Origin of the sequence: Haloferula sargassicola (assembly GCF_040362925.1) — a bacterium.
Taxonomy (GTDB): Bacteria; Verrucomicrobiota; Verrucomicrobiia; order Verrucomicrobiales; family Akkermansiaceae; genus Haloferula; species Haloferula sargassicola.
The window spans coordinates 295,919-318,588 of record NZ_BAABRI010000002.1; the positions used below are offsets into that span (position 1 = coordinate 295,919).

General features: G+C 66.5%; 25 protein-coding genes. 15 read left to right on the forward strand and 10 right to left on the reverse strand.

Features of this window, described 5'->3' with window-relative positions:
• Positions 1-16: 16 nt before the first annotated feature.
• Positions 17-865: a sigma-70 family RNA polymerase sigma factor gene (locus tag ABXH26_RS02725; RefSeq protein ID WP_353565493.1), complete on the forward strand. Its 849-nt coding sequence runs from the start codon at positions 17-19 to the stop codon at positions 863-865.
• 97 nt (positions 866-962) lie between these two features.
• On the opposite strand, the gene ABXH26_RS02730 is transcribed toward ABXH26_RS02725, so the two are convergent.
• Positions 963-1,472, reverse strand: a complete 510-nt coding sequence (locus ABXH26_RS02730; protein ID WP_353565494.1) for a hypothetical protein — start codon at positions 1,470-1,472, stop codon at positions 963-965.
• An 11-nt stretch (positions 1,473-1,483) separates the two neighbouring features.
• The gene (locus ABXH26_RS02735) at positions 1,484-2,062 is read right to left on the reverse strand and encodes an OmpH/Skp family outer membrane protein (RefSeq protein ID WP_353565495.1); all 579 of its coding nucleotides are present in this window, start codon (positions 2,060-2,062) and stop codon (positions 1,484-1,486) included.
• Positions 2,063-2,322: 260 nt separating this feature from the next.
• Here ABXH26_RS02735 and ABXH26_RS02740 point away from each other — a divergent pair, with 260 nt between their 5' ends.
• The 4 genes from ABXH26_RS02740 (at position 2,323) to ABXH26_RS02755 (ending at position 5,147) form a co-directional block, all read left to right on the forward strand.
• The gene (locus tag ABXH26_RS02740) at positions 2,323-2,493 is read left to right on the forward strand and encodes a DUF1328 domain-containing protein (protein ID WP_353565496.1); all 171 of its coding nucleotides are present in this window, start codon (positions 2,323-2,325) and stop codon (positions 2,491-2,493) included.
• Positions 2,494-2,550: 57 nt separating this feature from the next.
• Entirely contained in the window at positions 2,551-2,709 is a 159-nt protein-coding gene (locus ABXH26_RS02745; protein WP_353565497.1) for a hypothetical protein, read from the forward strand.
• A gap of 77 nt (positions 2,710-2,786) precedes the next feature.
• The gene (locus ABXH26_RS02750) at positions 2,787-3,848 is read left to right on the forward strand and encodes a lipid A deacylase LpxR family protein (RefSeq protein ID WP_353565498.1); all 1,062 of its coding nucleotides are present in this window, start codon (positions 2,787-2,789) and stop codon (positions 3,846-3,848) included.
• Positions 3,849-3,860: 12 nt separating this feature from the next.
• Positions 3,861-5,147 (forward strand): DUF2254 domain-containing protein, encoded by a 1,287-nt coding sequence (locus ABXH26_RS02755; RefSeq protein ID WP_353565499.1) that lies wholly within the window; start codon positions 3,861-3,863, stop codon positions 5,145-5,147.
• Here ABXH26_RS02755 and ABXH26_RS02760 read toward each other — a convergent pair.
• The 5 genes from ABXH26_RS02760 to ABXH26_RS02780 all read right to left on the reverse strand — a co-directional run bounded on the left by ABXH26_RS02760 (position 5,126) and on the right by ABXH26_RS02780 (position 11,051).
• Positions 5,126-6,496, reverse strand: a complete 1,371-nt coding sequence (locus ABXH26_RS02760; RefSeq protein ID WP_353565500.1) for a dihydrolipoyl dehydrogenase family protein — start codon at positions 6,494-6,496, stop codon at positions 5,126-5,128. The two genes, ABXH26_RS02755 and ABXH26_RS02760, sit on opposite strands and share 22 nt — an antisense overlap.
• The gene (locus ABXH26_RS02765) at positions 6,493-7,119 is read right to left on the reverse strand and encodes a response regulator (RefSeq protein ID WP_353565501.1); all 627 of its coding nucleotides are present in this window, start codon (positions 7,117-7,119) and stop codon (positions 6,493-6,495) included. Before ABXH26_RS02765 ends, ABXH26_RS02760 begins: the two co-directional genes overlap by 4 nt.
• Complete coding sequence (locus ABXH26_RS02770; protein ID WP_353565502.1) at positions 7,103-8,932, reverse strand: HAMP domain-containing sensor histidine kinase; 1,830 nt, start codon at positions 8,930-8,932, stop codon at positions 7,103-7,105. Before ABXH26_RS02770 ends, ABXH26_RS02765 begins: the two co-directional genes overlap by 17 nt.
• A gap of 9 nt (positions 8,933-8,941) precedes the next feature.
• Entirely contained in the window at positions 8,942-10,318 is a 1,377-nt protein-coding gene (locus ABXH26_RS02775; RefSeq protein ID WP_353565503.1) for a sigma-54-dependent transcriptional regulator, read from the reverse strand.
• Positions 10,319-10,523: 205 nt separating this feature from the next.
• Entirely contained in the window at positions 10,524-11,051 is a 528-nt protein-coding gene (locus tag ABXH26_RS02780; RefSeq protein ID WP_353565504.1) for a Dps family protein, read from the reverse strand.
• Positions 11,052-11,274: 223 nt separating this feature from the next.
• On the opposite strand from ABXH26_RS02780, the gene ABXH26_RS02785 reads away from it, so the two are divergent.
• A complete protein-coding gene (locus ABXH26_RS02785) occupies positions 11,275-11,457 on the forward strand; it encodes an entericidin A/B family lipoprotein (RefSeq protein ID WP_434783416.1) in 183 nt (60 codons plus the stop codon).
• Here ABXH26_RS02785 and ABXH26_RS02790 read toward each other — a convergent pair.
• Complete coding sequence (locus ABXH26_RS02790) at positions 11,451-12,335, reverse strand: polyprenyl synthetase family protein (protein WP_353565505.1); 885 nt, start codon at positions 12,333-12,335, stop codon at positions 11,451-11,453. The two genes, ABXH26_RS02785 and ABXH26_RS02790, sit on opposite strands and share 7 nt — an antisense overlap.
• Positions 12,336-12,340: 5 nt before the next feature.
• Complete coding sequence (locus tag ABXH26_RS02795; RefSeq protein ID WP_353565506.1) at positions 12,341-13,342, reverse strand: aspartate-semialdehyde dehydrogenase; 1,002 nt, start codon at positions 13,340-13,342, stop codon at positions 12,341-12,343.
• Between the two features lie 425 nt (positions 13,343-13,767).
• Between ABXH26_RS02795 and ABXH26_RS02800 the strand changes: the two genes are divergently transcribed.
• From ABXH26_RS02800 to ABXH26_RS02810, 3 genes are all read left to right on the forward strand, one after another.
• Entirely contained in the window at positions 13,768-13,920 is a 153-nt protein-coding gene (locus ABXH26_RS02800) for a hypothetical protein (RefSeq protein WP_353565507.1), read from the forward strand.
• A 143-nt stretch (positions 13,921-14,063) separates the two neighbouring features.
• Positions 14,064-15,647 (forward strand): 5-oxoprolinase subunit PxpB, encoded by a 1,584-nt coding sequence (pxpB, locus tag ABXH26_RS02805; protein WP_353565508.1) that lies wholly within the window; start codon positions 14,064-14,066, stop codon positions 15,645-15,647.
• A complete protein-coding gene (locus ABXH26_RS02810) occupies positions 15,647-16,366 on the forward strand; it encodes a LamB/YcsF family protein (RefSeq protein ID WP_353565509.1) in 720 nt (239 codons plus the stop codon). The genes pxpB and ABXH26_RS02810 overlap by 1 nt, the downstream gene beginning before the upstream one ends.
• Here the strand turns inward: ABXH26_RS02810 and ABXH26_RS02815 are convergent.
• A complete protein-coding gene (locus ABXH26_RS02815) occupies positions 16,353-17,789 on the reverse strand; it encodes an alkaline phosphatase PhoX (RefSeq protein ID WP_353565510.1) in 1,437 nt (478 codons plus the stop codon). The two genes, ABXH26_RS02810 and ABXH26_RS02815, sit on opposite strands and share 14 nt — an antisense overlap.
• Before the next feature lie 137 nt (positions 17,790-17,926).
• On the opposite strand from ABXH26_RS02815, the gene ABXH26_RS02820 reads away from it, so the two are divergent.
• The 6 genes from ABXH26_RS02820 (at position 17,927) to ABXH26_RS02845 (ending at position 22,667) form a co-directional block, all read left to right on the forward strand.
• Positions 17,927-18,577, forward strand: coding sequence for a hypothetical protein (locus ABXH26_RS02820; RefSeq protein ID WP_353565511.1), 651 nt, complete (start codon positions 17,927-17,929; stop codon positions 18,575-18,577).
• Positions 18,578-18,598: 21 nt separating this feature from the next.
• Positions 18,599-18,805, forward strand: coding sequence for a hypothetical protein (locus ABXH26_RS02825; RefSeq protein ID WP_353565512.1), 207 nt, complete (start codon positions 18,599-18,601; stop codon positions 18,803-18,805).
• A 131-nt stretch (positions 18,806-18,936) separates the two neighbouring features.
• Entirely contained in the window at positions 18,937-19,257 is a 321-nt protein-coding gene (gene trxA / locus ABXH26_RS02830; RefSeq protein WP_353565513.1) for a thioredoxin, read from the forward strand.
• A 231-nt stretch (positions 19,258-19,488) separates the two neighbouring features.
• A complete protein-coding gene (locus ABXH26_RS02835; protein ID WP_353565514.1) occupies positions 19,489-20,451 on the forward strand; it encodes a DnaJ C-terminal domain-containing protein in 963 nt (320 codons plus the stop codon).
• Position 20,452: 1 nt separating this feature from the next.
• The gene (locus tag ABXH26_RS02840; RefSeq protein WP_353565515.1) at positions 20,453-20,728 is read left to right on the forward strand and encodes a MerR family transcriptional regulator; all 276 of its coding nucleotides are present in this window, start codon (positions 20,453-20,455) and stop codon (positions 20,726-20,728) included.
• A 115-nt stretch (positions 20,729-20,843) separates the two neighbouring features.
• Complete coding sequence (locus ABXH26_RS02845) at positions 20,844-22,667, forward strand: glycoside hydrolase family 43 protein (RefSeq protein ID WP_353565516.1); 1,824 nt, start codon at positions 20,844-20,846, stop codon at positions 22,665-22,667.
• Positions 22,668-22,670: the final 3 nt, after the last annotated feature.

A 22,670-nucleotide genomic window follows, 5' to 3' on the forward strand; every position in this document is an offset into this window, starting at 1 on the left:
CAACCTGACAACCGACATGGAAAGCGACTCCAATTTGAAGCTGTACCTCCGCGAAATCTCCAAGACACCGCTGTTGACGCCGGAGGAAGAGGTCGAGCTCGCCGCCCGCATCAAGAAGGGCGACAAGAAGGCCCGGACGCACATGATCAATGCGAACCTGCGTCTCGTGGTGAAGATCGCTCAGGACTATTCCGGCTACGGCCTGCCGCTGTCGGACCTCATTTCCGAGGGAAATATCGGCCTGATGAAGGCGGTCGAGCGTTTCGATCCGAAGAAGGGCGGCAAGCTCTCCACCTATGCCGCCTGGTGGATTAAGCAGTCGATCAAGCGTGCCCTGGCCAACCAGAGCAAGACCATCCGCCTGCCCGTTCACATGGTCGACAAGATCGCCAAGATGCGCCGGATTTCGACGATGCTGGCCGAAGTGTTGGGGCGCGAGCCCACGGACGAGGAACTGGCCGAGGAGATCGGCTTGCCCCGCCGCAAGCTGGCCATGCTGAAGCAGGCGTCCCAGCGTCCGACCTCGCTCGATGCGCCGGTCAACGAAGGGGAAGCCACCCAGTATGGCGAAATCATCGGCGACGAACGTGCCGAGAATCCCCTCGATGCCCTCACCGACAAGAACCTCCACGGCGAGCTGGATGACCTGCTCGCGATTCTGGACCAGCGCGAGCGCCGCATCATTGATGAGCGCTTCGGTCTGAACGGCAAGAAGCCGATGACCTTGGAAGAGGTCGGACGCGAGTTCGGGGTCACCCGCGAGCGCATTCGTCAGCTCCAGAACGTGGCGCTGACCAAGATGCGCAAAGCGCTCCGCCGGAAGGAAGTCCCTTTGCCGAAGCCGGTGGAAGGAGTGGCGGGCTGATTGCTCCCCCTTGATCATCATTTACAAAACAGGCCGCGGTGGGTTTACCGCGGCCTGTTTGCTTTAACGAAATCCGTCGGGGTCCGACTCGACGAGCTCAGTCATTATCATCCTTGTCGTCGCTGGCCGGATGATTGCCTCCCTGGTAGCCGATGGCGGGCATCACGCGGCGCACCAAGCGCCGGATGCCGTTCTCGCCGGCTTCGAAGTCGGACTCGGCGTCGCGCAGCGCCTTTTCCCAGGCGGGAGCGAATCCCGGTGCCTGCTCGCGCATCTGGCGCACGGCGGCCTCCATGATCTGGTATTGTTTCACTTCGGCCCGGCCCGGCTTGGTCTGGAGGGTGGCGTTGGAGATGCGGAGATTCTCGTTCTGCTCGCGCAGCACCTTCAGCTCGTCCTGCAGCGCCTGGTTGCCTTGGGCATTGATCTTGAGCTGGGTGTTGAGGTGGCCCTGAAGCTCCCGCAGCTCGTTTTCCAAGCGGCGGATGTCGCGGGAAAGCCGGAGCTTGGTGGAGAGACCGGATTTCCAGGCAAAGAAGGCGAGGATCAGGCCCAGGGCGAGGCCCCAAACGAAGGGCTGCTTGATGAATTCGGCGACGTTTTCCATGAATGGGGAGATTACGGTTCGGAAGGGGATGCTTGCGCGGCGTCCACGATCGTGAACTGGGACACCACCTCGTCGGTGAGGTCAACAGGGTCCTTGGCGTATACGACGAAGGGAAGGGAAGTATTCGTCTTTCCCGACAGATCGAGCAGAAGATCGAAACCCTTCTCACGGGCCAGCCCGGCGGCCGCTTCCTGAATCTTCCCGAGTTGGTCGGTCATTTCCGAAACCATCCGCTCGTTGACGGTCTTCAGCTGCTCGGCCTGGTAAAGCTGCACTTCGCGGCGCAGCGAGGCCTCCTCGTCGCGCTTCACGAGGTATTGCTGCTGCAGGCGCTCGCGGCTGAGGCGATCGAGGTCCTGCGACTTGGCGAGCTGGCCCTCCAGCTCTTCCAGCTTCTTGACCGCTTCCGCCAGCGCGGCGAAGCGGGGGTCCTTGCCGATCGCCCGGCGGGCCTCGGTGGCACGGTCCTCGATCTCGTGGGAAACCTGGAGTTTTTGGTAGATGTCCGAGATGCGCACCCCGGCGATTTTCGGGGCCGCACTGGCGCATCCGAAACCCAGGGCCATGATGGCAATTGCGACCCGCAACATGCCGCGAGCATGCACCCGGCCTGTTGGCCTGTCTAGCATCACCGGGCCGGTTCACGATTTGGCCCGCTCGGGCGGCGTCGGTTGCGTCCGTTGCGACTTACCTCTCCGGCTGCCGTCGGAAAATGCCGAATGCACGGCGGAGGCCGTCGGGGAAGCGGTGCGCGGTGGATGCAAGTGACTGATGATCAGTTCTTGATGAGTTCAATCCCACGAAGGCACCGGGCCTGCGATTGGAATCCCCGTAACAACGAAAGGACCTTATGCTCAAATGGACTCTTATCTTTCTCGTGCTGGCTCTCATCGCTGGCGTTCTTGGCTTCACTGGAATCGCCGGCGCTGCTTCGCAGGTCGCCCAGATTCTGTTCGTGATCTTCCTCGTGCTGCTGGTGATTTCGGCTCTCAGCCGGGCCTTCCGGGGTGGCACACCCTGAAGCACTGGCAGGACGCTTCCAACCCGCACTCCAACCCCATCACGCGCCATGATCATTATGAAATCACAGCTTCTGCTCGTCGGGCTGGCCGGAGCCGTTCTTCCTCTCATCTCCTGCGAACCCAAGTCTCCCGCCGAGGACAAGGCGGATGAGGTGGGGGACCGGGTGGAGGAGGCGGTGGACGACGCCAGCGACGCGGTGCACACCGCGGAATGACTTCCGCCGACGGGACGGATTTTTTGCACGGGGAGGCCTTGCGCCTCCCCGTTTCATGGCGTCTGGTTGTTAGGCCAATGAAGACGCTTCTCGGACTGATCACGCTGGGTTTCGCCTGTCTGCCTGCTTGGGCAGCGCTACCGGACCCGAACTTCGACGAGGACGGTTATCTCACCTTCTATCTGGATAACGATCTCTTCGCGGGTCGCGACCGAGACTACACGAACGGCGCCCGGCTGGCCTGGATCTCGGGCAACGAACCCGTGGAAAGCCTCATCGGCGTCCAGCGCTATCTGCGGCGTCTCACGGGCGACCCGCAGAGCTTCGGGGTTTTCCAGACGATCACCGGTTTCGAGGACCCGAAGTCGATCGTATACAACTACGGGTTCTCCCTGACCCAGCTGATGTATACGCCGCAGGACGCCATGCCATACACGCAGCCGCCCTACCAGCGGCGCTACGCAGGCTGGACCGGGCTCGGCTTTTCCCTCCATGCCAAGGACGAGAAAATCCTCAACTCGGTGGAACTGAGCATCGGTGCCACCGGGCCCGCGTCGCTTGCCGAGGAAACGCAGGACTTCATTCATGACATCCGCGGGGCCACGAAGTTCAACGGCTGGGCCAATCAAATCCCCTCGGAACTCACCGTCGATCTCAGCTTCATCCAGAAGCGCCGGCTCGACTTTGCCAACTTCCGCTACGGCGTGATCCGGGTCGATGGCATCACCGAGTGGGGCGCGCGCCTTGGAACCTTCCGCACCGACACCCACGTGGGGGGGATGTTCCGCATGGGCTACAATCTGCCGCCGGACTTTTCGGATCCCAGACTGTCGCCGACCGCCTACACGCATCACTACTTCAACTCGGGCTTTGACTACGATAGCCACTGGTCGGTCTTCCTGCTGGCGGGCGGCCAGCTGACGGCGGTGGGCCACGATGCCACGCTCGACGGTCCCCTGTTCAGCGATTTCAACACCGGCATCGAGCGGAGGCCGTTGGTGGCGGAGGTTTACGCCGGCTTCGGGATCCGCTACCGGCGCGTCGAGTTCAGCTACGCGCATACCTGGCGGACCGAGGAGTATACGACCCAGCGCGGCCTCGCACAGATCGGAACCATCGGCATCAAGCTCCGCTTCTAAAGCAAGTCGGGCATGGTCGTCTTCCGCCGCTACCTCTCCGCCCTGTGGGGCAGCATGGGCTTCGTGCCCGGCTTGATCGCGGCCGCTTCGATGGCGCTCGGAGTCATTCTTTCCGGCGCGGTCGGGCGCAGCCTGCTGGATTCGGTGAAAGAGCCGGCCTTTGATCCCCAGTCGGCCAGCGCGGTGCTGACCAGCCTGGCCGGCGGGGCCATCACGGTGGCGGCGGTGGTGCTCTCCATCACCATGGTGGTGCTGTCTTCCGCTTCGTCCCAGTTCGGCCCGCGATTGTTGCCGAACTTCATGCGCAAGTCCGGCACCAAGCTGGCCATGGGCGGCTTCGTCGGCTCGTTCGCCTATCAGATCGTGGTCGCCTCGGCGCTCGGCCTCGGCGAGCGCGTCCCCGACCTCGCCGTGTGGGTGGGCATCGTCGGCAGCCTTGCGGCCTTCGCCATCCTGCTGGCCTTCGTGCAGATGGTGTCGCGCTTCATCCAGGTGCCCTACATCATCGATGAGGTCACCCACGACCTGCACCGCGCCTTGGAAAAGCTCGCCCGCCATGGCTCCGCGGAGCCGATGGGGGAAATGCCGGGCGGCACCGGCCAAGCGGTGACCGTGCGCTCGGATCGCGATGGTTACGTGCAGCTGATTGATCTTGACCGCCTGGTGCAGCTCGCGACCGAGGCCGGCGGCTGCATCGTTTCCCGCGTGCGCGCCGGCAGCTTCGTCCCGGGGAATGGAACGCTGGCCTCGCTGCATGGCACCTCCGATCTGGAGGTGCACAAGGTGCGGGCCTGCTTCGGCCTGGGGCCGAACCGGTCGCAGGCTCAGGACGTCGAGTTCGCCATCCGGCAGCTCGTCGAGATCGCCGTGCGCGCGCTTTCACCCGGGATCAACGACCCGCATACCGCGATCAATGCCATCGACCGGCTGGCCGGGGCTTTCGCCGACATCGCCGCCTGTGGGGTGAGAAGCGGGCTGCTGCGCGACGACCAAGGCAAGGTCCGGCTGCGGGTCCCGCTGCCCGGCGTGGACGACCTCTTCGATGCGGCCTACCATCCGCTGCGGCAGAATGCGCGTGCCGTCGAGGCGGTGGCGATCGCACTGCTCGATAGCTACCGTGCGCTGGCCGATCTTCCCAAGCTGCATCCCGACGTGCGCGGCGCCGTGGAAAAGCATGCCCGGCTGCTGCTCGAGGATTTCGAGGTCGCCAAGCCGTCGGAATATGATCTGCAGGAGTTCAGGAAGCGGTTCGACGCTTTGATGGAGCTGCTGGCGGCTCAGGATTCTTCGGCGGCGTAGGTCCAGATCTCGACCAGCGTCGGATGGTAAAACGGCGTTTCTAGTAGTTCCGTGACCGTCATGCCGCGCCCCACCGCGAGCTGCATCACGTGGGCCGAGTCGATGACGCCCGGACCCACCGCGTGGGCACCGACGATGCGTCCGCCGTCTTTTTCCGAAATGATCCGGACGTATCCGTGGCGGATGCCGAGGATTTCGCCCTTTCCCTCGTCGGCGAAGCGATAGGTCTGCTCCCGGAGCTTCCGGCCTTTCATTTCCTCCGGTGCCGGATCAAGGCCGATCGAGATCGCCTCCGGGCGCGTGAACACCGCCTGCATGCCGAGGTGCGAATGCCAGCTGGCCCGCGGGCGCGAGGAGTTCTTGAGCAGGCGTGCGGCGTTGCGTGCGGCGGTCTGTCCCTGCATCACCGCCACATGCACCACGGCCAGCGGGCTGGCGCAGTCGCCGGCGGCGAAAACGTGCTCCCGGTTGGTGGCGGCGTGCTCGTCGATCCGGATGCGGCCGTCCTCGCATTCGATGCCGGCCTTTTCCAAGTCGAGCGCGGCGGTGGCCGGATGGCGGCCGGTGGCCACCAGCAGCGCGTCGGTCCGGAGCGATTGTCCGGTGGAGAGCTGGACGTGGAAACGGTGGCCGTCGTGGTCCACGCGGGTGGCCTCCGTCTCGAAGAGCGTGCGGATGCCGCGCTCACGGCCCGCGGCCTCGACCGTGCGGCCGACCTCGGGGTGGAAGTGGTGGAGGATGCCGGCCGAGCGGGCCAGCACGGTGACTTCCGAGCCGAGGCCCTCGAACAGGTGGGCGCACTCCATGCCGACCGCGCCGGTTCCGATGATGGCGATGGAGCCGGGAAACGAGGGCAGCCGGGTGACCTCGTCACTCGTCCAGAAGGGCGTGGCGTCGAGGCCGGGGATGTCGGGGATGGTGGGAGTGGAGCCGGCGGCGATGACGAACGCCCGCGCGCTGAGGGTTTCGCCGGAATCGAGCGCGAGGGTGTGGTCGTCGGTAAAGCGGGCCTGGCCGCGGATCAGGGCGTAGGGCGCGTCTTTCATCTCCGCCTCGCGGTGATCGATGAAGCCGCCGATGACCTGGTCGAGCCGACTTTTCAAGGCCGGGAAATCGAGTTCCGGCTGGCCGGCGCGCACCGCGAACTCCGATGCCTGCCGCACTTCACGCATGCGGTCGGCGGTGGCGATGAGGGTCTTCGAGGGCATGCAGCCGCGGAGGATGCAGAGGCCGCCGAGCGGGCCGGGCTTTTCCACCAGCGCGGTGTCCAGGCCGAGGTCCGAGGCCGTCCGGGCGGCGGCATGGCCGGCGCTGCCGCCGCCGAGCACGATGAGATCCCGGCGCTTCATGGCAGGTCGTCGGAGCGGTGGGCCAGCTGGCCGAGGACGGACTCCGAGAGCTCGAACTCGATGCGCTCGAGCTCGCCCGGGTAGTCCCGCATGGCTGTGAGCATCCGCAGCCAGGAGGCGTCCCGCGTGCCGCCGGCCGGATGAGAAGCGGCGAGGGAGCTGACGGCCTGCTCGAGCCGGCCGGCGCGCGCCAGGGCCAGCGCGCGGTCCAGAGGGCCGCTGCCGGCCTCGGTCACGGCCTGCACCGCCGCGCGCAGCTCGGCGGGTTTCACGGGCTTCATCAGGAAATCGACCACCCGGTGGTGGATGGCGGTGACGGCGGAGTGGACGGTGATGTACGCGCTGCATAGTACCACCGGCGTGTCGTCGCCGCGCTTGCGCATGGTCTCGATGACGGAAAGGCCGTCGACTTCCGGCATGCGCAGGTCGAGGACGATGGCGTCGAACTTTCCTCGGGCGAGCATTTCCAGGGCCTCGGCTCCGTTCGAGGCGGTTGTGGCGAGCATCCGGGGGTTGGTGAGAGCATAGGCGAATCCCAGCCGCAGCGTGGGCTCATCGTCGACGACGAGGATCCTCGACTGCGACCGTTCGGTCGTCCTGTTGTTCTCAGGCGTTGGGGACATCGATGAAGAATTCGGTTCTGGGCTGACGGTCGGTTTTTTCGGCGAGGCCGATGCGTCCTTCGTGGGCGCGCATGATTTCCCGGGAGATGAAGAGACCGAGGCCGATGCCATCGGTGCGCTGGCCGGGGGCGCGGTAGAAGCGCTCGAAGATGCGGTTTTCGGATTCCTCGGGGACACCCGTGCCGTCGTCGATGACGGAGAGCCGGACGTGGTCGGCGCCGGCGCGGGCGAGGCGGAGGTCGATGCGGCCGCCGGGCGGGCTGTGTTTGATGGCATTGGAGACGAGGTTGTGGACGACTTCGCTGATCCGCATGGGATCGGCCATCACCAGGGGGAGCTTGTCCTCCGCTTCGATCGCGAGGGTGAGCCGCGAGGAGGCGGCCTTGCTTTCGAAGAGGCTGGCGCTGCGGTGGGCGATGTCGGCCAGGTTGACGGGGTGGAGGTCGAGGTGGGTGGAGCCGCTTTCGGCGCGGGAGATGTCGAGGAGGGTGTTGAGGGTGGTGAGCAGCCGCTCGCAGTCATCGCTGGCGGAGGAAAGCATGGTCCGCTGCATGTCGGTGAGGCGCCCGGTTTCCTCCTCCAGCAACAGGTGGAGGACCATGCGGATGCCGGTAAGGGGCGTCTTGATCTCGTGGCTGACGGTCGAGAGCATGTTGGTTTTCATGTCGTCGAGCCAGCGGATGCGGGTCACGTCGTGGAGCAGCACGGCCCAGCCGGCGTAGTCGTTGCCGTTTCCCTGCCCGGCGGAGAAACGGAAAATACGGGGAAGGTAGTAGTGCTCCGTTTCGTCGATGCGGAACAGCAGCGCCTCGCGCGGATCCTCGGGCAGGTGGTGGGCGCCCTTGTCCTGGCAGGCGCGGAACAGGCGCAGGACCTTGCCGGGCAGGCGGGTGCCGAGGCCGACGGATTCGTTGAGGTCCTCCGCGGCGGGGTTGAGCTGGACGGTCTCCCCGTGCATGTCGAGGACGTAGACCGGCGAGGGGATGGCGGAGAGCAGGGCTCGGTTGACGAGGTTGTTCTTGAACAGTCGCTCGTCGGTTTCGCGGCGGCGGACGCGGAGCTCCTCGGCCATCGAGTTGAAGGTTCGCACCACGGACGAGAACTCGCTGCTGGAGGGGGGGGCGGGCAGGGTGAGTTCGAAATTTCCCATGGTGACCTGCTCCATGGAATCGCGCAGGCCCACGACCGGCTCGACCAGGTGCCGCAGGAGCTGGAAGTAGATCAGGACGGCCATGCCGGTGCCGAGGACCACCATGGTGGCCAGGAAGGCGGTGTTTTTTCCCGACTCCTCGGCGAGCGCGGCACTGGCGTTGAAGAGCTGCTCCTCGGCGAGGTGGGTGAGGCTTTCCCCGAGGTCGGTGATGCGCTGGGTGTGCGCGCCGAAGGTGCGCAGCAGGTCGGCTCGCTCGCTGCGCTCCGTCACGGTGTTGGACAGGAGCCGTTCGTAGTCGGTGAAATAAAGGCCGAGGGCGTCCCTCAGGGCGTCGATGGTGCTCTGCCAGCGCTCGTTTCCGCCGCCAAGCACCTGGAGGATGCGGATGGACTGCTGCAGCTCGGTCCGGGTGTCATTGAACAGCTTGGGATCGAGCGGCTGCTCGGGCGCGGGCCCGGCGAGAGTGGTGACGTAGGTCGAGTTCAGCATCGACGTGTAGCCGCGGAAGCCCTGGGCCACGTCGATCGCCTGGTAGTCCTGTTTGAGCCGCGACTGGAACCGCCCGTCGGCGTCGTTGAGAATGACCAGCGCCGCGGCCCCGGTCGCCCAGAGGAGGATGACGAGGGTCAGCAGGCCGAGAAGAAGGCGGGTGCGGAGCATGGGGTGGGCTCAGGAAATGCCGAAGCGTTTGCGCTTCCGATAGAGGGTGGCTTTGTCGATGCCGAGGATGGCGGCGGCTTCCTGCAGGGTGGGGGCCCATTCGAGGATCCGTCGCATGTGGGCTTCTTCGAGTTGCTCGAGGCTGAACTCGCCGCCGACTGCCGGGCCGTTGGATCCGGCCCTGCCGGAGGCGATCACTTCGGAAGCTTCCGGGCGCGGCAGGTCGATCGGCTCGATGTATTCTCCGCGGGCGAGGATGGTGGCGCGCTCGATGGCGTTGCGCAGCTCGCGGAGGTTGCCGGGCCACGAATGGGTGGCGATGACGCGCATGGCCTCCGGGCTGAAGCCGCGGATCTTGCGCCCGATCTGGTTGGAGAAGTGGATCAGGTAGTTCTCGGCGAACCGTACCAGGTCCTTCGGTCTTTCCCGCAGGGACGGGACGCGCACGCTGATGACGTTGAGGCGGTAGTAGAGGTCCTCCCGGAACTCGCCGGCAGCGACCTGCTCGGCGAGGTCGCGGTTGGTGGCGGCGATGACGCGCACATTCGACGGGCGGACCTTGTTTTCACCCAGCCGCTCATACTCCCGTTCCTGAAGCAGGCGCAGCAGTTTGGGCTGGATCTCCATCGGCAGCTCGCCGATTTCGTCGAGGAAAAGGGTGCCTCCCTCGGCGGCGTGGACCTTGCCCCAGGTGTCCTTCACGGCCCCGGTGAACGAGCCCTTGATGTGGCCGAAGAGGGTGCTCTCGAGAAGCTCCCGGGAAAGGCTGGGGCAGCTGACGGTGACGAACGGCTTTTCCCGCAGGTGGCTGCGGTGGTGGACCTCGCGGGCGATGACGCTTTTGCCGGTGCCGCTCTCGCCGAGGATCAACACGGAGGCCGGCGAGGCAGCGGCGCGGAACAGGGTGTCGAACTCCTGCGCGGTGCGCGTGTCCTCCGAAGCAAAATCGAGCGGCGGGGTGTTGAGGCTGGCCTCGGTCTTGAGCTCGCGGACGGTTTCCTGCAGGCGCACCACCTCGCCCTCGGTCGCCAGCGCCTTGCGGGCCTTGACCACGATCGCCCGCAGCTGGTCCGGCGTGAACGGCTTCTCAAGGTAGTCAAACGCCCCGGCCTGGGTGGCTTTCACCGCCGTCTCGATCGAGGCGTGGGCGGTGAAGATGGTGACCAACTGGCGGGGGTATTTTTTGACGATCTCGGCGAGCAGCTCGAGGCCGTCCTCGTCGCCCAGCCGCAGGTCGAGGAAGATCAGGTCGAACTTCTCCTCCTTGAGACGTCTCATGGCCGCCTCGCTGCAATCGACCGACTCGACGTAATGCCCCTCGTGCTCCAAGGCCATCGAGGTGGTCATTCGAATGGAGCGCTCGTCGTCGATGATTAGGATATCCATAAAAGGTTTGCGTTTCTCAACATGAACCATGCCTTTCGCTCGACGACTTGAAAGTCGCTCGATGCGAGCCGATTAGGTCATGCAGTTGAGGATTCACATCGAGTTTCCTGCTGCAAAACGCAAATCGAAAGCAGGTAATGTTGCAAAACGCGTCAGCGGCCATGGGGGGGCCGCTGACGAAAAAAGGACCGGACCCGCGAAAGGCTCAGGCCTCATGACTGCGGAGCATCCACGCGATTTGTTCGTGATCCTGGATCAAGCCGGTCACGAAATCCTCCGTGCCTGCGTCGCCCAAGTCGGAAAGCTTGTCGATGGATTCCCTCAGTTCGCGAATGACGCTCTCGTGGTCGGCGCGCAGGACGCTGATGGCATCGAGGCCGTGGATGGCTTCGCCGGAGCATTCCTTGAGCGACGCCTCGTCGAGAAACTCCTGCATGGAGCCGGGGCTGACCTCGCCCAGCATGCGGACGCGCTCGGCGGTTTCATCGATGGCCTTGGCCAGCCTTTGGTACTGTTCCTCGAGGAAGAGGTGAAGCGAGTGGAAGCGCGGGCCCACCAGGTTCCAGTGGAAATTCCGCGTCTTGAGGTAAAGGACGTGTTGGTTGGCGAGGATGGCCTTGAGGATCTCCGCCGACTTGCCGCGCTGCTTGGCGTCGAGCCCGATCCGGATCGCGGTCGAGTCCTTGCTTCCCGGCTTCGAAGACGTCTTGTTGGAGGATGGGGTGGATTTCATAGACACCGCGTTTCAGCAAGCGCCGCTCCAGCGCCGCTGTGGCCGGCGAATGCCGGTATCTCGGGGAAAGCGAGGCGTCGCAGGGGGTCGACGGAGAGCTAGCTCGTGCAAGTTGCACTTGAAGGAATGGGGTTTTTGCATTCCCCACGGTTAGGCCGGCGGCGACAACCCATGTTTTTTAAAGGAATCCGGCGTGGCCTACGGTTTGCGAAAGCGGACCGCGATGAACTCGAAGACTTATTTGCAAAACCACTCCGGACCGCGACTCGCGGTGGTGAGCCTGCTGTTCGCCGTGCTTTACGTGCTGACCTGCGCGCTGACTTCCTGTTCGACGGTGGCCGGGGCCGGGCAGGACGTGCAGAAGCTCGGCGGCGAGATCCAGGAAGCGGCGCACGACGCTCAGTAATCGCGCTCCAGCAAGTAGGCGGCGATCTGGCGAAGCCGGTCGCCGCTTTTCTTGAAGGGCCCGAGGGCCTCCATGGCCTTGCGGGTCAGCTTCGCGGCTTCCTTGCGGGCATTTTCCAAGCCGAGCACGGCCGGGTAGGTCGCCTTGGAAACGGCCTCGTCCTTGCCGGCGGTCTTGCCGAGTTTCTCGGTCGTCTGCGTGACGTCGAGGATGTCGTCGATGACTTGGAACGCGAGCCCGAGGTGGTAGCCGAAGGAGGTGATCGCCTCCAGCTTCGCCGGCGTGGCGTTGGCGCTCATCGCCCCGAGGCGCAGGCTGCTGGTCAACAGGGCGGCGGTCTTCGCTTCATGGATGCGGACCAGCTCGGCTTTCTTGAGGTCGCGGCCCTCGCCTTCGAGGTCCAGGACCTGCCCGCCGATGAGTCGGGTCGAGCCGCCGGTGATGGCCAGCTCGGCGATGAAGGCGGAGGTCGGATAGCGCGGGGTCGGCTTCGTTTCGGAAAGAACGAGGAAGGCCTCGGTCAGCAGCGCGTCGCCGGTGAGCACGGCCATGCCCTCGCCGTAGACCTTGTGGCAGGTCGGCCGGCCGCGGCGCAGGTCGTCATCGTCCATGCTCGGCAAGTCATCGTGGACCAGCGAGTAGGTGTGCATCAGCTCCACGGCGCAGGCCGCGGGAAGGGCATCCTCCTTTTCCCCGCCACAGGCCTCCGCGGCGGCCAGGGCGAGCACCGGGCGCAGGCGCTTGCCGCCGGCGAAGAGGCTGTAGCGCATCGCGTCGTGGAGGCTCGACGGTCGCTGGCGTTTGCTCGGCAGGAAGGCATCGAGCGCGGCATCCACTTCGGTCGCCCGATCGGCGAGGTAGTCCTTGAGGTCGGACATGGGGATCAGAGCAGCTCGGCGATCTGGACGGCGTTGAGCGCCGCGCCCTTGCGGACCTGGTCGCCCACCACCCAGAGGTCGAGGGCGTTGTTGAAGACGAGGTTCTTGCGCAGGCGGCCGACGAGGCAGTCATCCGTGCCGGTGGTGTCGAGCGGCACCGGATACAGGCGCTCGGCGGGGCTGTCGCGCACGGCGACGCCGGGCTTTCCCTCATAGGCGGCGCGGGCGGCCTCGACGCTGACGTCCTGATCGAACTGGGCGGTCACGGAAATGGAGTGCGAGCGCAGGACCGGCACGCGGACGCAGGTGCAGGACACGCGCAGCTCGGGGAGACCGAGGATCTTGCGGCCTTCGTGAAGCATCTTCAGCTCCTCCTTGGTGTAGCCGTTGTCGGTGAAGGCATCGACCTCGGGGATCACGTTGTAGGCGATCTGGTGCTGATAGACCTTCGTTTCCACCGGCTGCCCGGTGGCCAGCGCGGTCATCTGGCCCTCCAGCTCGAGGATGCCCTGGGCGCCGGAGCCGGAGACGGCTTGGTAGGTCGAGGCGATGACCGACTTCAGCCCGAAGGCCTGGTGCAGCGGCGCGAGGGCCATCAGGGTGATGATGGTCGAGCAGTTCGGGTTGGCGATGATGCCGCGCGGTGCGTCGAGCGCGGCGGCGCCGTTGATTTCCGGCACCACGAGCGGCACGTCCTCGTCCATGCGGAAGGCGGACGAGTTGTCGATCACCACCGCGCCGGCCTTGGCGGCGGAAGGCGCGAATTCCTTGGAAATGCCGCCGCCGGCGGAGAACAGGGCGATTTCGATGCCGTCGAACGAGTCGTGCGTCAGCTCCTGGATCTCGATTTCCTCGCCGCGGAAAACGGTGCGTTTGCCGGCGGAACGAGCGGAGGCGAGCAGGGTGAGGGACTTCACCGGGAAGTTCCGTTGTTCAAGGCACTGCAGCATTTCCACGCCGACGGCTCCGGTGGCCCCGACGATGGCGATGTTCTTCGGTTCGTTCATGATGGCTTTCGCGAAAGGGCGGACAGCATACGGACGCCGGACGGTCTGGCAATCGAATCGTCAGCGAGCGAGCGGGGCCCTGCCGGCCGGGGATTTCCACTTGCGCGGGAAACCGCGGCCGTTAGAGTGCGGCTATCCTGAGCTGATGCGCCCAGGCCGCTTAATCGTAGAATCCAACAACATCACTGAGACCATGAAAATTGCCAAGATCGTCCTCCTTGCTGCTGCCGCTGCCGGCACCTTCCTTGCCGCTTCCTGCTGCGAAAGCGCGCCGGCTCCCGCGGCCCCGACCTACGTCGCTCCCAGCAAGTAATTTCCGAACCTCCGCCGGCCCGGCCGGTGGAAATGACTTTGAATCGGGGCGGACTGCTTGACAGTCCGCCCTGATTTTTGGAGAGCAAGTCCAGCCAAACTTGAAAAATCCAATGATGCTTCGAATCTTCGCCGCCGTCCTCGCTTCCGTGTTTGCCTTTCTGAGCGCCTCCTGCTGCTGCACCAGCGAGCCGACCGCGCCGCCGCTGCGCCCGCTTCCGGCCTTCAGCGAAGTGCCGGCCGCCGAGGTGGATTATTCCAAGTAAGGCGCCCGATTCCGCGGCTCATGGCCGGCGGAATTTTGAAAAATTTCCAGGCTCCGCGTCCGAGTGCATCGGATGCGGGGCCTTCTTTTGTGTCCGGGCCGCCTTTGGCTTGATCTTCGCCGGCGGCGCGGAAGGTTGGTCCCGTGGGATGGCAAGCTCTCGGCGACTCGGCATGGCTCTATCGCGTGGGCGATGACGGGGCCGACGTCCGGCTGCATCATGCGCTGGCGCTGGCCGCCCGGCTGCGGGAGGTGGCGATCCCCGGCGTGACGGACGTGGTCAATGGCTACGACACGGTGGCGGTTTTCGCCGATCCCGCGATCGCCGAGGAGGTGGGCGAGGCGGTCCGCGAGGTGACCGCCGATCTTTCCCCAAGCGAGCTGCCGGAGGGGCGCCTGGTGGAAATCCCGGTCCGCTACGGGGGCGCGGATCTCGAGGAGGTGGCGCGCCGGCTCGGACTCGGCGTGGACGAGGTGATCACCCGCCACTCCGCGGCCGGGTTCACGGTGGCGACGGTCGGCTTCGCGCCCGGATTTCCCTATCTGGCCGGCCTGCCGCAGGACCTCCGTCTCCCGCGCAAGGAGACGCCATTGATGGTCGAAGCCGGCTCGGTGGCGATCGCCGCGGGCCAGGCCGGGATTTATCCCATCGCCTCGCCCGCCGGCTGGTGGGTGCTGGGAAAAACCGCGGTGCCGATGTTCGATGCCGCCGCGCCGGAGCCGGGCCTGCTGCGGCCGGGCGACCGCGTGCGCTTCGTGGCGGTGGATGAGCTGGCGAGGCCGCCGCGGGCGGAAGCGCCTTCGCCGGAGGGGCCGATCGAGGTGCTGGACCCGGGTGCCATGACCACGATCCAGGACGAAGGCCGCCCGGGCTTCCGCCGCTGGGGCGTGGCTCCCGGCGGCGCGGCGGATCCGGTGGCCATGGCGGTGGCGAACGCGATGGCGGGCAACGCCGCCGGCGCGGCGGTGCTGGAGGTGTGCATGATGGGCCCGAGGCTCCGGTTCCACCAAGCGGCACGGGCCGCCTGGTGCGGCTGGTCCGGCGGCGCGAGGAGCGCGGACTTCGCCGCAGGGGAGGAGCTGGATTTGAGGGCCGGGCTTGGCTCGGTGCGCGGCTACCTCGCGATCGCAGGCGGGCTCGACGTGGAGCCTTGCCTCGGCAGCCGGTCGACCGACCTGCGCGGCGGCTTCGGGGGCCGCGTGGTGATGGCCGGCGATCGGTTGCGGGCCGGTCGCTCCGCGGGCGGCCCGGCACCGGGGGCGTGGCGGGTCGGCTGGCCGCCATGCCTGCCGCCCGCCTCGGTGATCGAGGTCCGGGTGATGCGGGGTGTGCAGGCCTCCTGGTTCGGCCCCGCGGAGCTGGCGGGGTTTTTCGCCCGCGGATTCCAGATCAGCCCGCGGGCCGATCGGATGGGGATGCGGCTCGATGGCCCCCGGGTCACGCCGCCGGAGCGGGAAATGGTTTCCCAACCGGTGGTCCCCGGCTCGGTGCAGGTGCCGCCGGACGGCGTGCCGATCGTGCTGCTCCCCGAAGGCCAGACGCTCGGCGGCTACCCGCAGATCGCGCACGTCATCGCGGCCGACCTGCCGCAGCTCGGCCGGTTGTGGCCGGGGACGACGCTGCATTTCCGCGAGGTCGGCCCGGCGGAGGCGCTGCAGGCGTGGCTGGATCTGAGGGCGGAACTCGCGCGGTTGCGGACGGGCCTGGATTTGCTTAAACGGGGCTGATGCAGCGGATCGACCTCAACGTGGACCTCGGCGAAGGCGGCGATGCCGACGCCCGCCTGATCGCGCTCGCCAGCTCGGTGAACATCGCCTGCGGTGGCCACGCCGGCGATGCCTCCACGCTGCGCAGCGCCATGGAGCTGGCGGCCGGCCGCGGGGTGGCGGTGGGTGCGCACCCCGGCTGGGAGGATCCGGAGCATTTCGGCCGCCGGCCGCTCGATCTGTCCGCGGCGGAGCTGGCGGCCGCCCTGGACCGGCAGCTCGGCCGCTTCGCGGAAATGGCGGCCACGCTGGAGATCGTCATTTCCCACGTGAAGCCGCACGGGGCCCTGTATCACCAGGCCGATGCCGAGCACGGCTACGCCGCGGCGCTGCTGGACGCGATGGAACGCCACGCTCCGGGCGCGGCGGTGACGGTGCCGCCGCGGGGCTTGCTGCAGGAAATGGCCGGCGCGCGGGGCGTGGCGGTGATCCGCGAGGGCTTCGCCGATCGGCGATATGGCAGCGATGGCCGGCTGGTGCCACGCAGCGAGCCCGATGCGGTGCTCACCGATCCCCACCAGGCCGTCAGCCAGGCCATCGAGCTGGCCCCGAGGGTCGATACCCTCTGCGTCCACGGCGACGGGGCGGCGGCGCTCCGCATCCTGACGGCGGTGCGCGAAGGGCTGCTGGCCTCGGGATGGTCGATCCGGCCGCCGCAGCCGGCGCTCACGCTCCGGTGATCTTTTCCCACGGTCCGGTGATGCCGACCGTGAGGCCGCGGACCTGCATGTTGGCGAACAGCCACCGGCCGTCCGGCGAGAAGCAACTGCCGGCGAACTCGGTGTTGTCGAGGCCGTTGCGGGCGATGGTGAACATGCGGCCGTCCGGCGTGATGCCGCGCAGGCAGGTGCGGCTGGCGAAGCGGGCATCGACCAGGTCCTCGCACACCACCAGGCCGCCCCACGGGCCGGCGCAAAGGTTGTCGCCGTTGGTCAGCAGGTCGTCCTCGCCGGACTGGATGAAAAGCGTCAGTTCGTCCGGCTGGTCGGCCTTGCCCGAGGGCTTCAGGCGGAAGATCTGTCCGCGGCGGGCCGGGCCGCCATCGGTGCAGCAGATGAAGATGCCCTCCTTGGTGAAATGGATGCCCTCCCCGCGGGCGAAGCGCGCCGCGCCGCCCTCGAAGCCGCGGAAACGAAGGTCGTCCTTGGGGGCTTCCACCTCATCGAGATCGATCCACGTCGCCTGCATCGCCTCGCCCTCGACCGGCCAATTCGCAGCGGGGTCGTAGTGGCGGAGGTCGGACTTGGGTTTGCCGGAAATCGCCAGCGCCTGCAGCCGGCCGCGGGTGAAGTCGTTCTTTTCCCCCGGGATGAACCGGTAGAGCAGGCCGTCATTGCGGTCCTCGGTGAGGTAGAGGAAGCCGGTCGCGGGATCCAGCGCCACCGCCTCGTGGCGGAAGCGGCCGAGCGCTTTGAGCGGCACCGGCTTTTGCAGGCCGGGCTCGGCGGTCGCCCTGACTTCGAAACACCAGCCGTGTCGCTGGCCGCGCGGCGTCACCAGATCTTCCGGCTCCTCGCAGGTGATCCACGAACCCCAGGGCATCGCCCCGCCCGCGCAGTTGCGGTCGGTGCCGGTCAGCGAAAGAAACTGCCGCACCACCCTGCCCTCCTGCGGGTCGAAGACGATGTTCGAGGTCCCGCCGAAATGGGGCTCGCGGCCGTTTTCCCCGGGATCGTAGCACAGCGCGGGATCGAGCTTGTCGGGCAGCCGCAGGTTGTTGTCGAAGGGCCCGATGCCGGACATCGAGAGGGCCAGCTCGTGATTGCGGACCAGCACGATGGTTTCCTCCGGCCCGGGAAAAGCCGCCATCCCGTCCGGCACGCCGGGGACGCGGAAGCCGTCGGCCATCATCTCGCCGCGCTTCGAGAGCAGCACGTAGCGGAAGCCTTCCGGCAGGTCGAGGATGCGCGCCGGGTCGGGGACCAGCGGGCCGAGCAGCTCGGCATTGCGCCCCGGCGCGGAGGCCGAAAGGGCCACGCGCTGGAGTCCGATGAAGGCGAGACCGGTGGTGGCGAGGAAGTGGCGGCGCGAGATCATGGGCGTGCGGAGGAATCCGTGGCGGACATCCGACCGCGGCAGGCCGGCCGCGTCAAGGGGCGGCATCGTGACGAGCATGCCGCAGAAGCCGGGAAAAACTACGGTAAGTTCCCCCGTGCACCGTGCGCGATGGAGGTTTGACAGGCCCGCGCCGCTCGTGCTTGTTCTCATTCACAGAAACTCGAATTCCAAAAAACTCCCACATGAGCGACCAAGACCAGCCGTCCAAGCACACCTCGAGCGTTCCACTGAAAAAGGAAACCGTCCGCGTGACCCTCAAGGCCGCGGACGCCCCCGCAGCCACTCCGGGGGGTGCCGCCCCGGCTCCGGCCGCTCCCAAGCCGACCGCGCCGAGGCCGCCGACCGCCGCGCCGGCCCCGCCGACCGCCACCGCTCCCGGCGCACCGAAACCGCCCGCTGCCGCGCCCGCGCCGACCCGGCCGGCCGCCACCGGCCCGGCTCCCGCGCCAGCGCCGACCATCCAGCTCAAGACCGCGGCTTCCGCTCCCTCGGCCCCCGGTGCCAAGCCCGCCCCGGCACCGACCATCAAGCTCAACACCCCCGGCGGCGGCTCGCCATCCTCGCCGAGCCTGCCCAAGGCCACCATCCAGCTCCAGCCGCCGACCAAGCCGGGGGGGGCGACCTCGCCCGCCGCTTCCCAGATGGCCACCATGGCCGTCGAGGACGAGGACGAAGCGGAAGGCCTGGACAGCCCGGTGGTCGTCGGTCTCTCCATCCTCACCGCCATCGCCGCCGCGGTGGTGCTCTTCCTTCAGGTCTCCACCGCGCAGTCCTGGCTCGGCCACAATGCCGAGGGAGGCACCCAGGAAGTCGATTGGTCGCAACTGTTCTAATCCTTTCCCCGTCCTACTCCCATGATCCCACCCATCATTGCTTTGGTCCTCGCCCTCGTGGTGGCCTTCTTCGCCTTCCAAACCTCGACGGTGAACACCAGGATGGCCGACTCGCCCACCTCCAGTTCCATGTCCTCCGCCGCCAGCGACGACGACTCGGCCGCGGCCGATGACATGGAAGAGACGTCCGACGAGGCCCCGGCCGAAGAGGCCGTCGATCTCGAGTGATCCGGCTCCATTTTTTCTTTCAGCCCGGCCTCCTTGATGGATGGCCGGGCTTTTTCATGCCCGGAAAGGGCGGGCCTGCCGGCCAAATCCGCAAAAGTTGACATCCCGTGGCCTCGCGCCATGGTTCGGGCATGGCTCTGCAACTGAACGACAGCAATTTTCAAAGCGAGGTGATCGATTCCGACGTGCCCGTCCTGGTGGACTTCTGGGCGGAGTGGTGCGGCCCCTGCAAGATGATCGGCCCGGTCATCGAACAGCTCTCGAGCGAAACCGAGGGCAAGGCCAAGGTCGGCAAGGTCAACGTCGACGAAGCCCGCGAACTCGCGGTCAAGTACGGCGTGCGTAGTATCCCATTGCTCCTGTTCTTCAAGGGCGGCGAGGTGAAGGACCAGATCGTCGGCGCCAACGTCACCAAGGACCAGCTCAAGCAGAAGCTGGAGGCCCTGGCCTGATCCCGCGGCTGGATTTTCAAAACGCCGGCTTCCCACGGGGAGGCCGGCGTTTTTCTTGCTCAGGCCCCGCCGTCCGGACGCTCGGCGGAGGCTGGCCCGGTCGCGCCGAAAGACGCACCGCCGGCCCTCCTCCACCGGGCCGCGGTCGATGGCCGGGAAAAAAGGGGGGCCAAGATGCCGCTTCGTCCGTTAGACAAGAAGCCGGGGCTGTGCCATGGGTAGGGCAGAGTCATGTCGGTCGAATTCAGGGACTACTATGAGATCCTCGGCGTGCCGCGGGATGCGGACGAGGCCGCGATCAAGAAGGCCTTCCGCAAGCTGGCGCGGGTGCACCACCCGGACGTCGCCAGCGACAAGGCGGGAGCGGAGGAGAAGTTCAAGGAGATCAACGAGGCCTACGAGGTGCTCGGCGATCCCGAGAAGCGCAAGCGCTACGACACGCTCGGCGCGAGCTGGAACCAGCCGGGCGGGATGCCGCCGGATTCCGGCGGCTGGGGCGGGGGCGCTCCGGGCGAGGGCTTCGAGTTCGAGTTCGGGGGCACCGGATTCAGCGACTTCTTCGAGCGCTATTTCGGAGGAGGCATGGGAGGAGGTGGCTTCGCCCGCGGCGGCGGCAGTTTCCGCGGAGCGGCGGGACCGAGCCGCGGGCAGGACATCGAGGGGGACCTGATGGTGACCCTGCCGGAGGCGATGACGGGATCGGTGCGGACCATTTCCCTGCGGCGGATGGACCCGCGCACCGGCCAGACGAGCTTGGAGGAGGTGCAGGTGCGCATCCCGGCGGGCATCCGCGAGGGCCAGCGCCTGCGGGTGCCGGGCCACGGGGCTGCCGGCAGTGGCGGGGGCGGCGCGGGCGACCTCTACCTCCGCGTTCGGCTGGCGGCGGACCCGGATTTCCGCGTCCGCGGACACGACCTGTATCTCGATCTGGCGCTGGCCCCCTGGGATGCGGTGCTGGGCACCACGGCCGCGATCCGCCTGCCCGGCGGAAAATCCGTGCAGCTCAAGGTGCCCGCCGGCAGCCGGACGGGCGACCAGCTGCGCCTGAAGGGCTACGGACTGCCGAAGAAAGCCGCGCCCGGCGACTTGTATGTCGTGCTGGCCATTGATGCGCCGCCCCGCGTGACCCACGAGGAGCGGGAGCTGTGGGAGCGGCTGAGGGAGGTCTCGAAATTCCAACCGGGAAAGGGCTGACATGAAGCGCTACGAACCGGATCCGCATGCCAGGCACACGATCGAAACCGTGGTCCGCCTGACCGGGACCTCGCGGCGGAAGATCGTTTTCTACTGCCGCCAGGGTCTCGTCGAGACGTCCGATGACGGACGCTTCGACGACGAATCCGTGCGGCTGCTGCAGCGCCTCGAAACCCTGCGCCGCGAACATCGGATGAACTGGGCCGCGATCCGGATGATCGCCCGCCTGACGCGCGAGGTGGAAGCCCTGCGCGGCGAGTTGCGGTTCCGGCGCTAGGGAGAGAAAAGCCGGACTCCGGAACCAAACGACCTCGGATGTCGCGAAGCGCATGGGGTGGTTGGAAAGAAACGTTTCATTATGGGCGTTGAGGGTCGTAGCATCCGCTCAACCCATGACACTCCGAAACCTTCTGTTTCTCGTCGCCGTGCTGGCGGGATCCCTCGTCCGGGCGGACGAAAAGCCGGCGGGCTATCTTTTCACCTCCTTCCGCGGCAGCGGGGACGGGCTGCACCTCGCCTACAGCTTCGATGCGATGGACTGGACCGAGCTGAAGCGGGTGTTCCTGAAGCCCGAGGTCGGCTCGAAGCTGCTGCGCGATCCCCACATCCTGAAGGGCCCTGACGGGCTCTTCCACATGGTCTGGACCAGCGGGTGGCACGACAAGGGCATCGGCTACGCCACCTCGAAGGACCTTCTGGAATGGTCCGACCAGAGGTTCCTCCCGTTGACCGGGAAGATCGACGGCGTGGAAACCACCTGGGCGCCGGAACTTTACTGGCTGGAGGGAGAGCAGTCTTATCTGATCGTCTGGTCGTCGGCCGTGCCGATGGTCGGGAAACACGGGGCCCAACACCGGGCATGGTACTCGCTGACCAAGGACTTCAAGTTGTTCTCCGAGCCGCAGATCTTGTTCGACCCCGGCTTCAACAACATCGACACGACCCTGGTGGAGATGAAGGGAAAGTATGTGCTTTTTCTCAAGGAAACCGACGACCAGGAAAAGGGCGTGTGGGGCGCGATCCGCAGCGCCATCGCCGACAAGCCGCTCGGGCCCTACCGCCTCCTGAAAGAGCCGGTGATCGAAAAGGAGCGGGCCGAAGGACCGGCCGCGGTGGTGATGGACGGGCGGGCCACCGTTTATTTCGACTACTACGTGGAGCACCGCTACGGCGCGCGCCGGTCGGGCGACCTGAAGCGCTGGCAGGACGTCACCGGCGGCACCCATGTGGTGGAGGGCCAGCGCCACGGCTCGATTCTTCCGGTCTCGGCGGAGGTGCTCGCCGGCGTGCGTGGCGAGGAAAAGGAGGCCATCGCCTCGGTGCCGAAGCGGGCGCTCGACCAATACACGGCCGACCCCTCGATCCGGGCCTTCGGCGACACCTACTACATTTACCCGACTTCGGACCGGCCGAACTGGAACACCTTCGAGTTCGCCGCATGGTCCTCGAAGAACCTGGTCGATTGGAAGAAGGAGGGCGTGTTCCTCGACCTCAGGAAGGACATTGACTGGGCCGACGTGAGAGCCTGGGCACCGGACTGCATCGAGCGCGGCGGGAGATACTACTTTTACTTCTGCGGCGATGGAAAGATCGGCGTGGCGGTTGGCGATTCACCGACCGGACCCTTCAAGGACGCGCTCGGCAAGCCGCTGTTGAAGCGCGGGGGCAAGGTTCATACCAATACCATCGATCCCTGCGCTTTCATCGACGATGACGGACAGGCCTATCTTTACTTCGGAAACGGCCAGCCCTGCCAGGTGTATCAACTGAAGAAGGACATGATCCATCTCGATGGCGATCCCGTGGACCTCCAGCTGCGCGACTTCCGCGAAGGCATCGTGGTCTTCAAGCGGAAAGGGAAATACTACTTCATGTGGTCCATCGATGACGCCCGCTCGCCGAACTACCGGGTGGGCTGGGGCTGGTCGGACACGCCCACCGGGCCCGTCGAGTCGCCGCACAGGGATTTCATCGTCCTGCAAAAAAACGGCAACGCCGTGGCCACCGCCCACCACGGTGTGGTCAACGTGCCGGGCACCGACCGCTGGTTCGTGGCCTACCACCGCCACGCCGTGCCCGGCGGCGGCGGTTATAAGCGGGAGGTCGCGATCGTTGAAATGAAGTTCGATGACGAAGGCCGCATCCTGCCGATGGACCCGCTCGACCGCAGCTTCGAGCCGGGCACCGAAGGCGTGACGATTCCTCCCCAGCACTGAGAA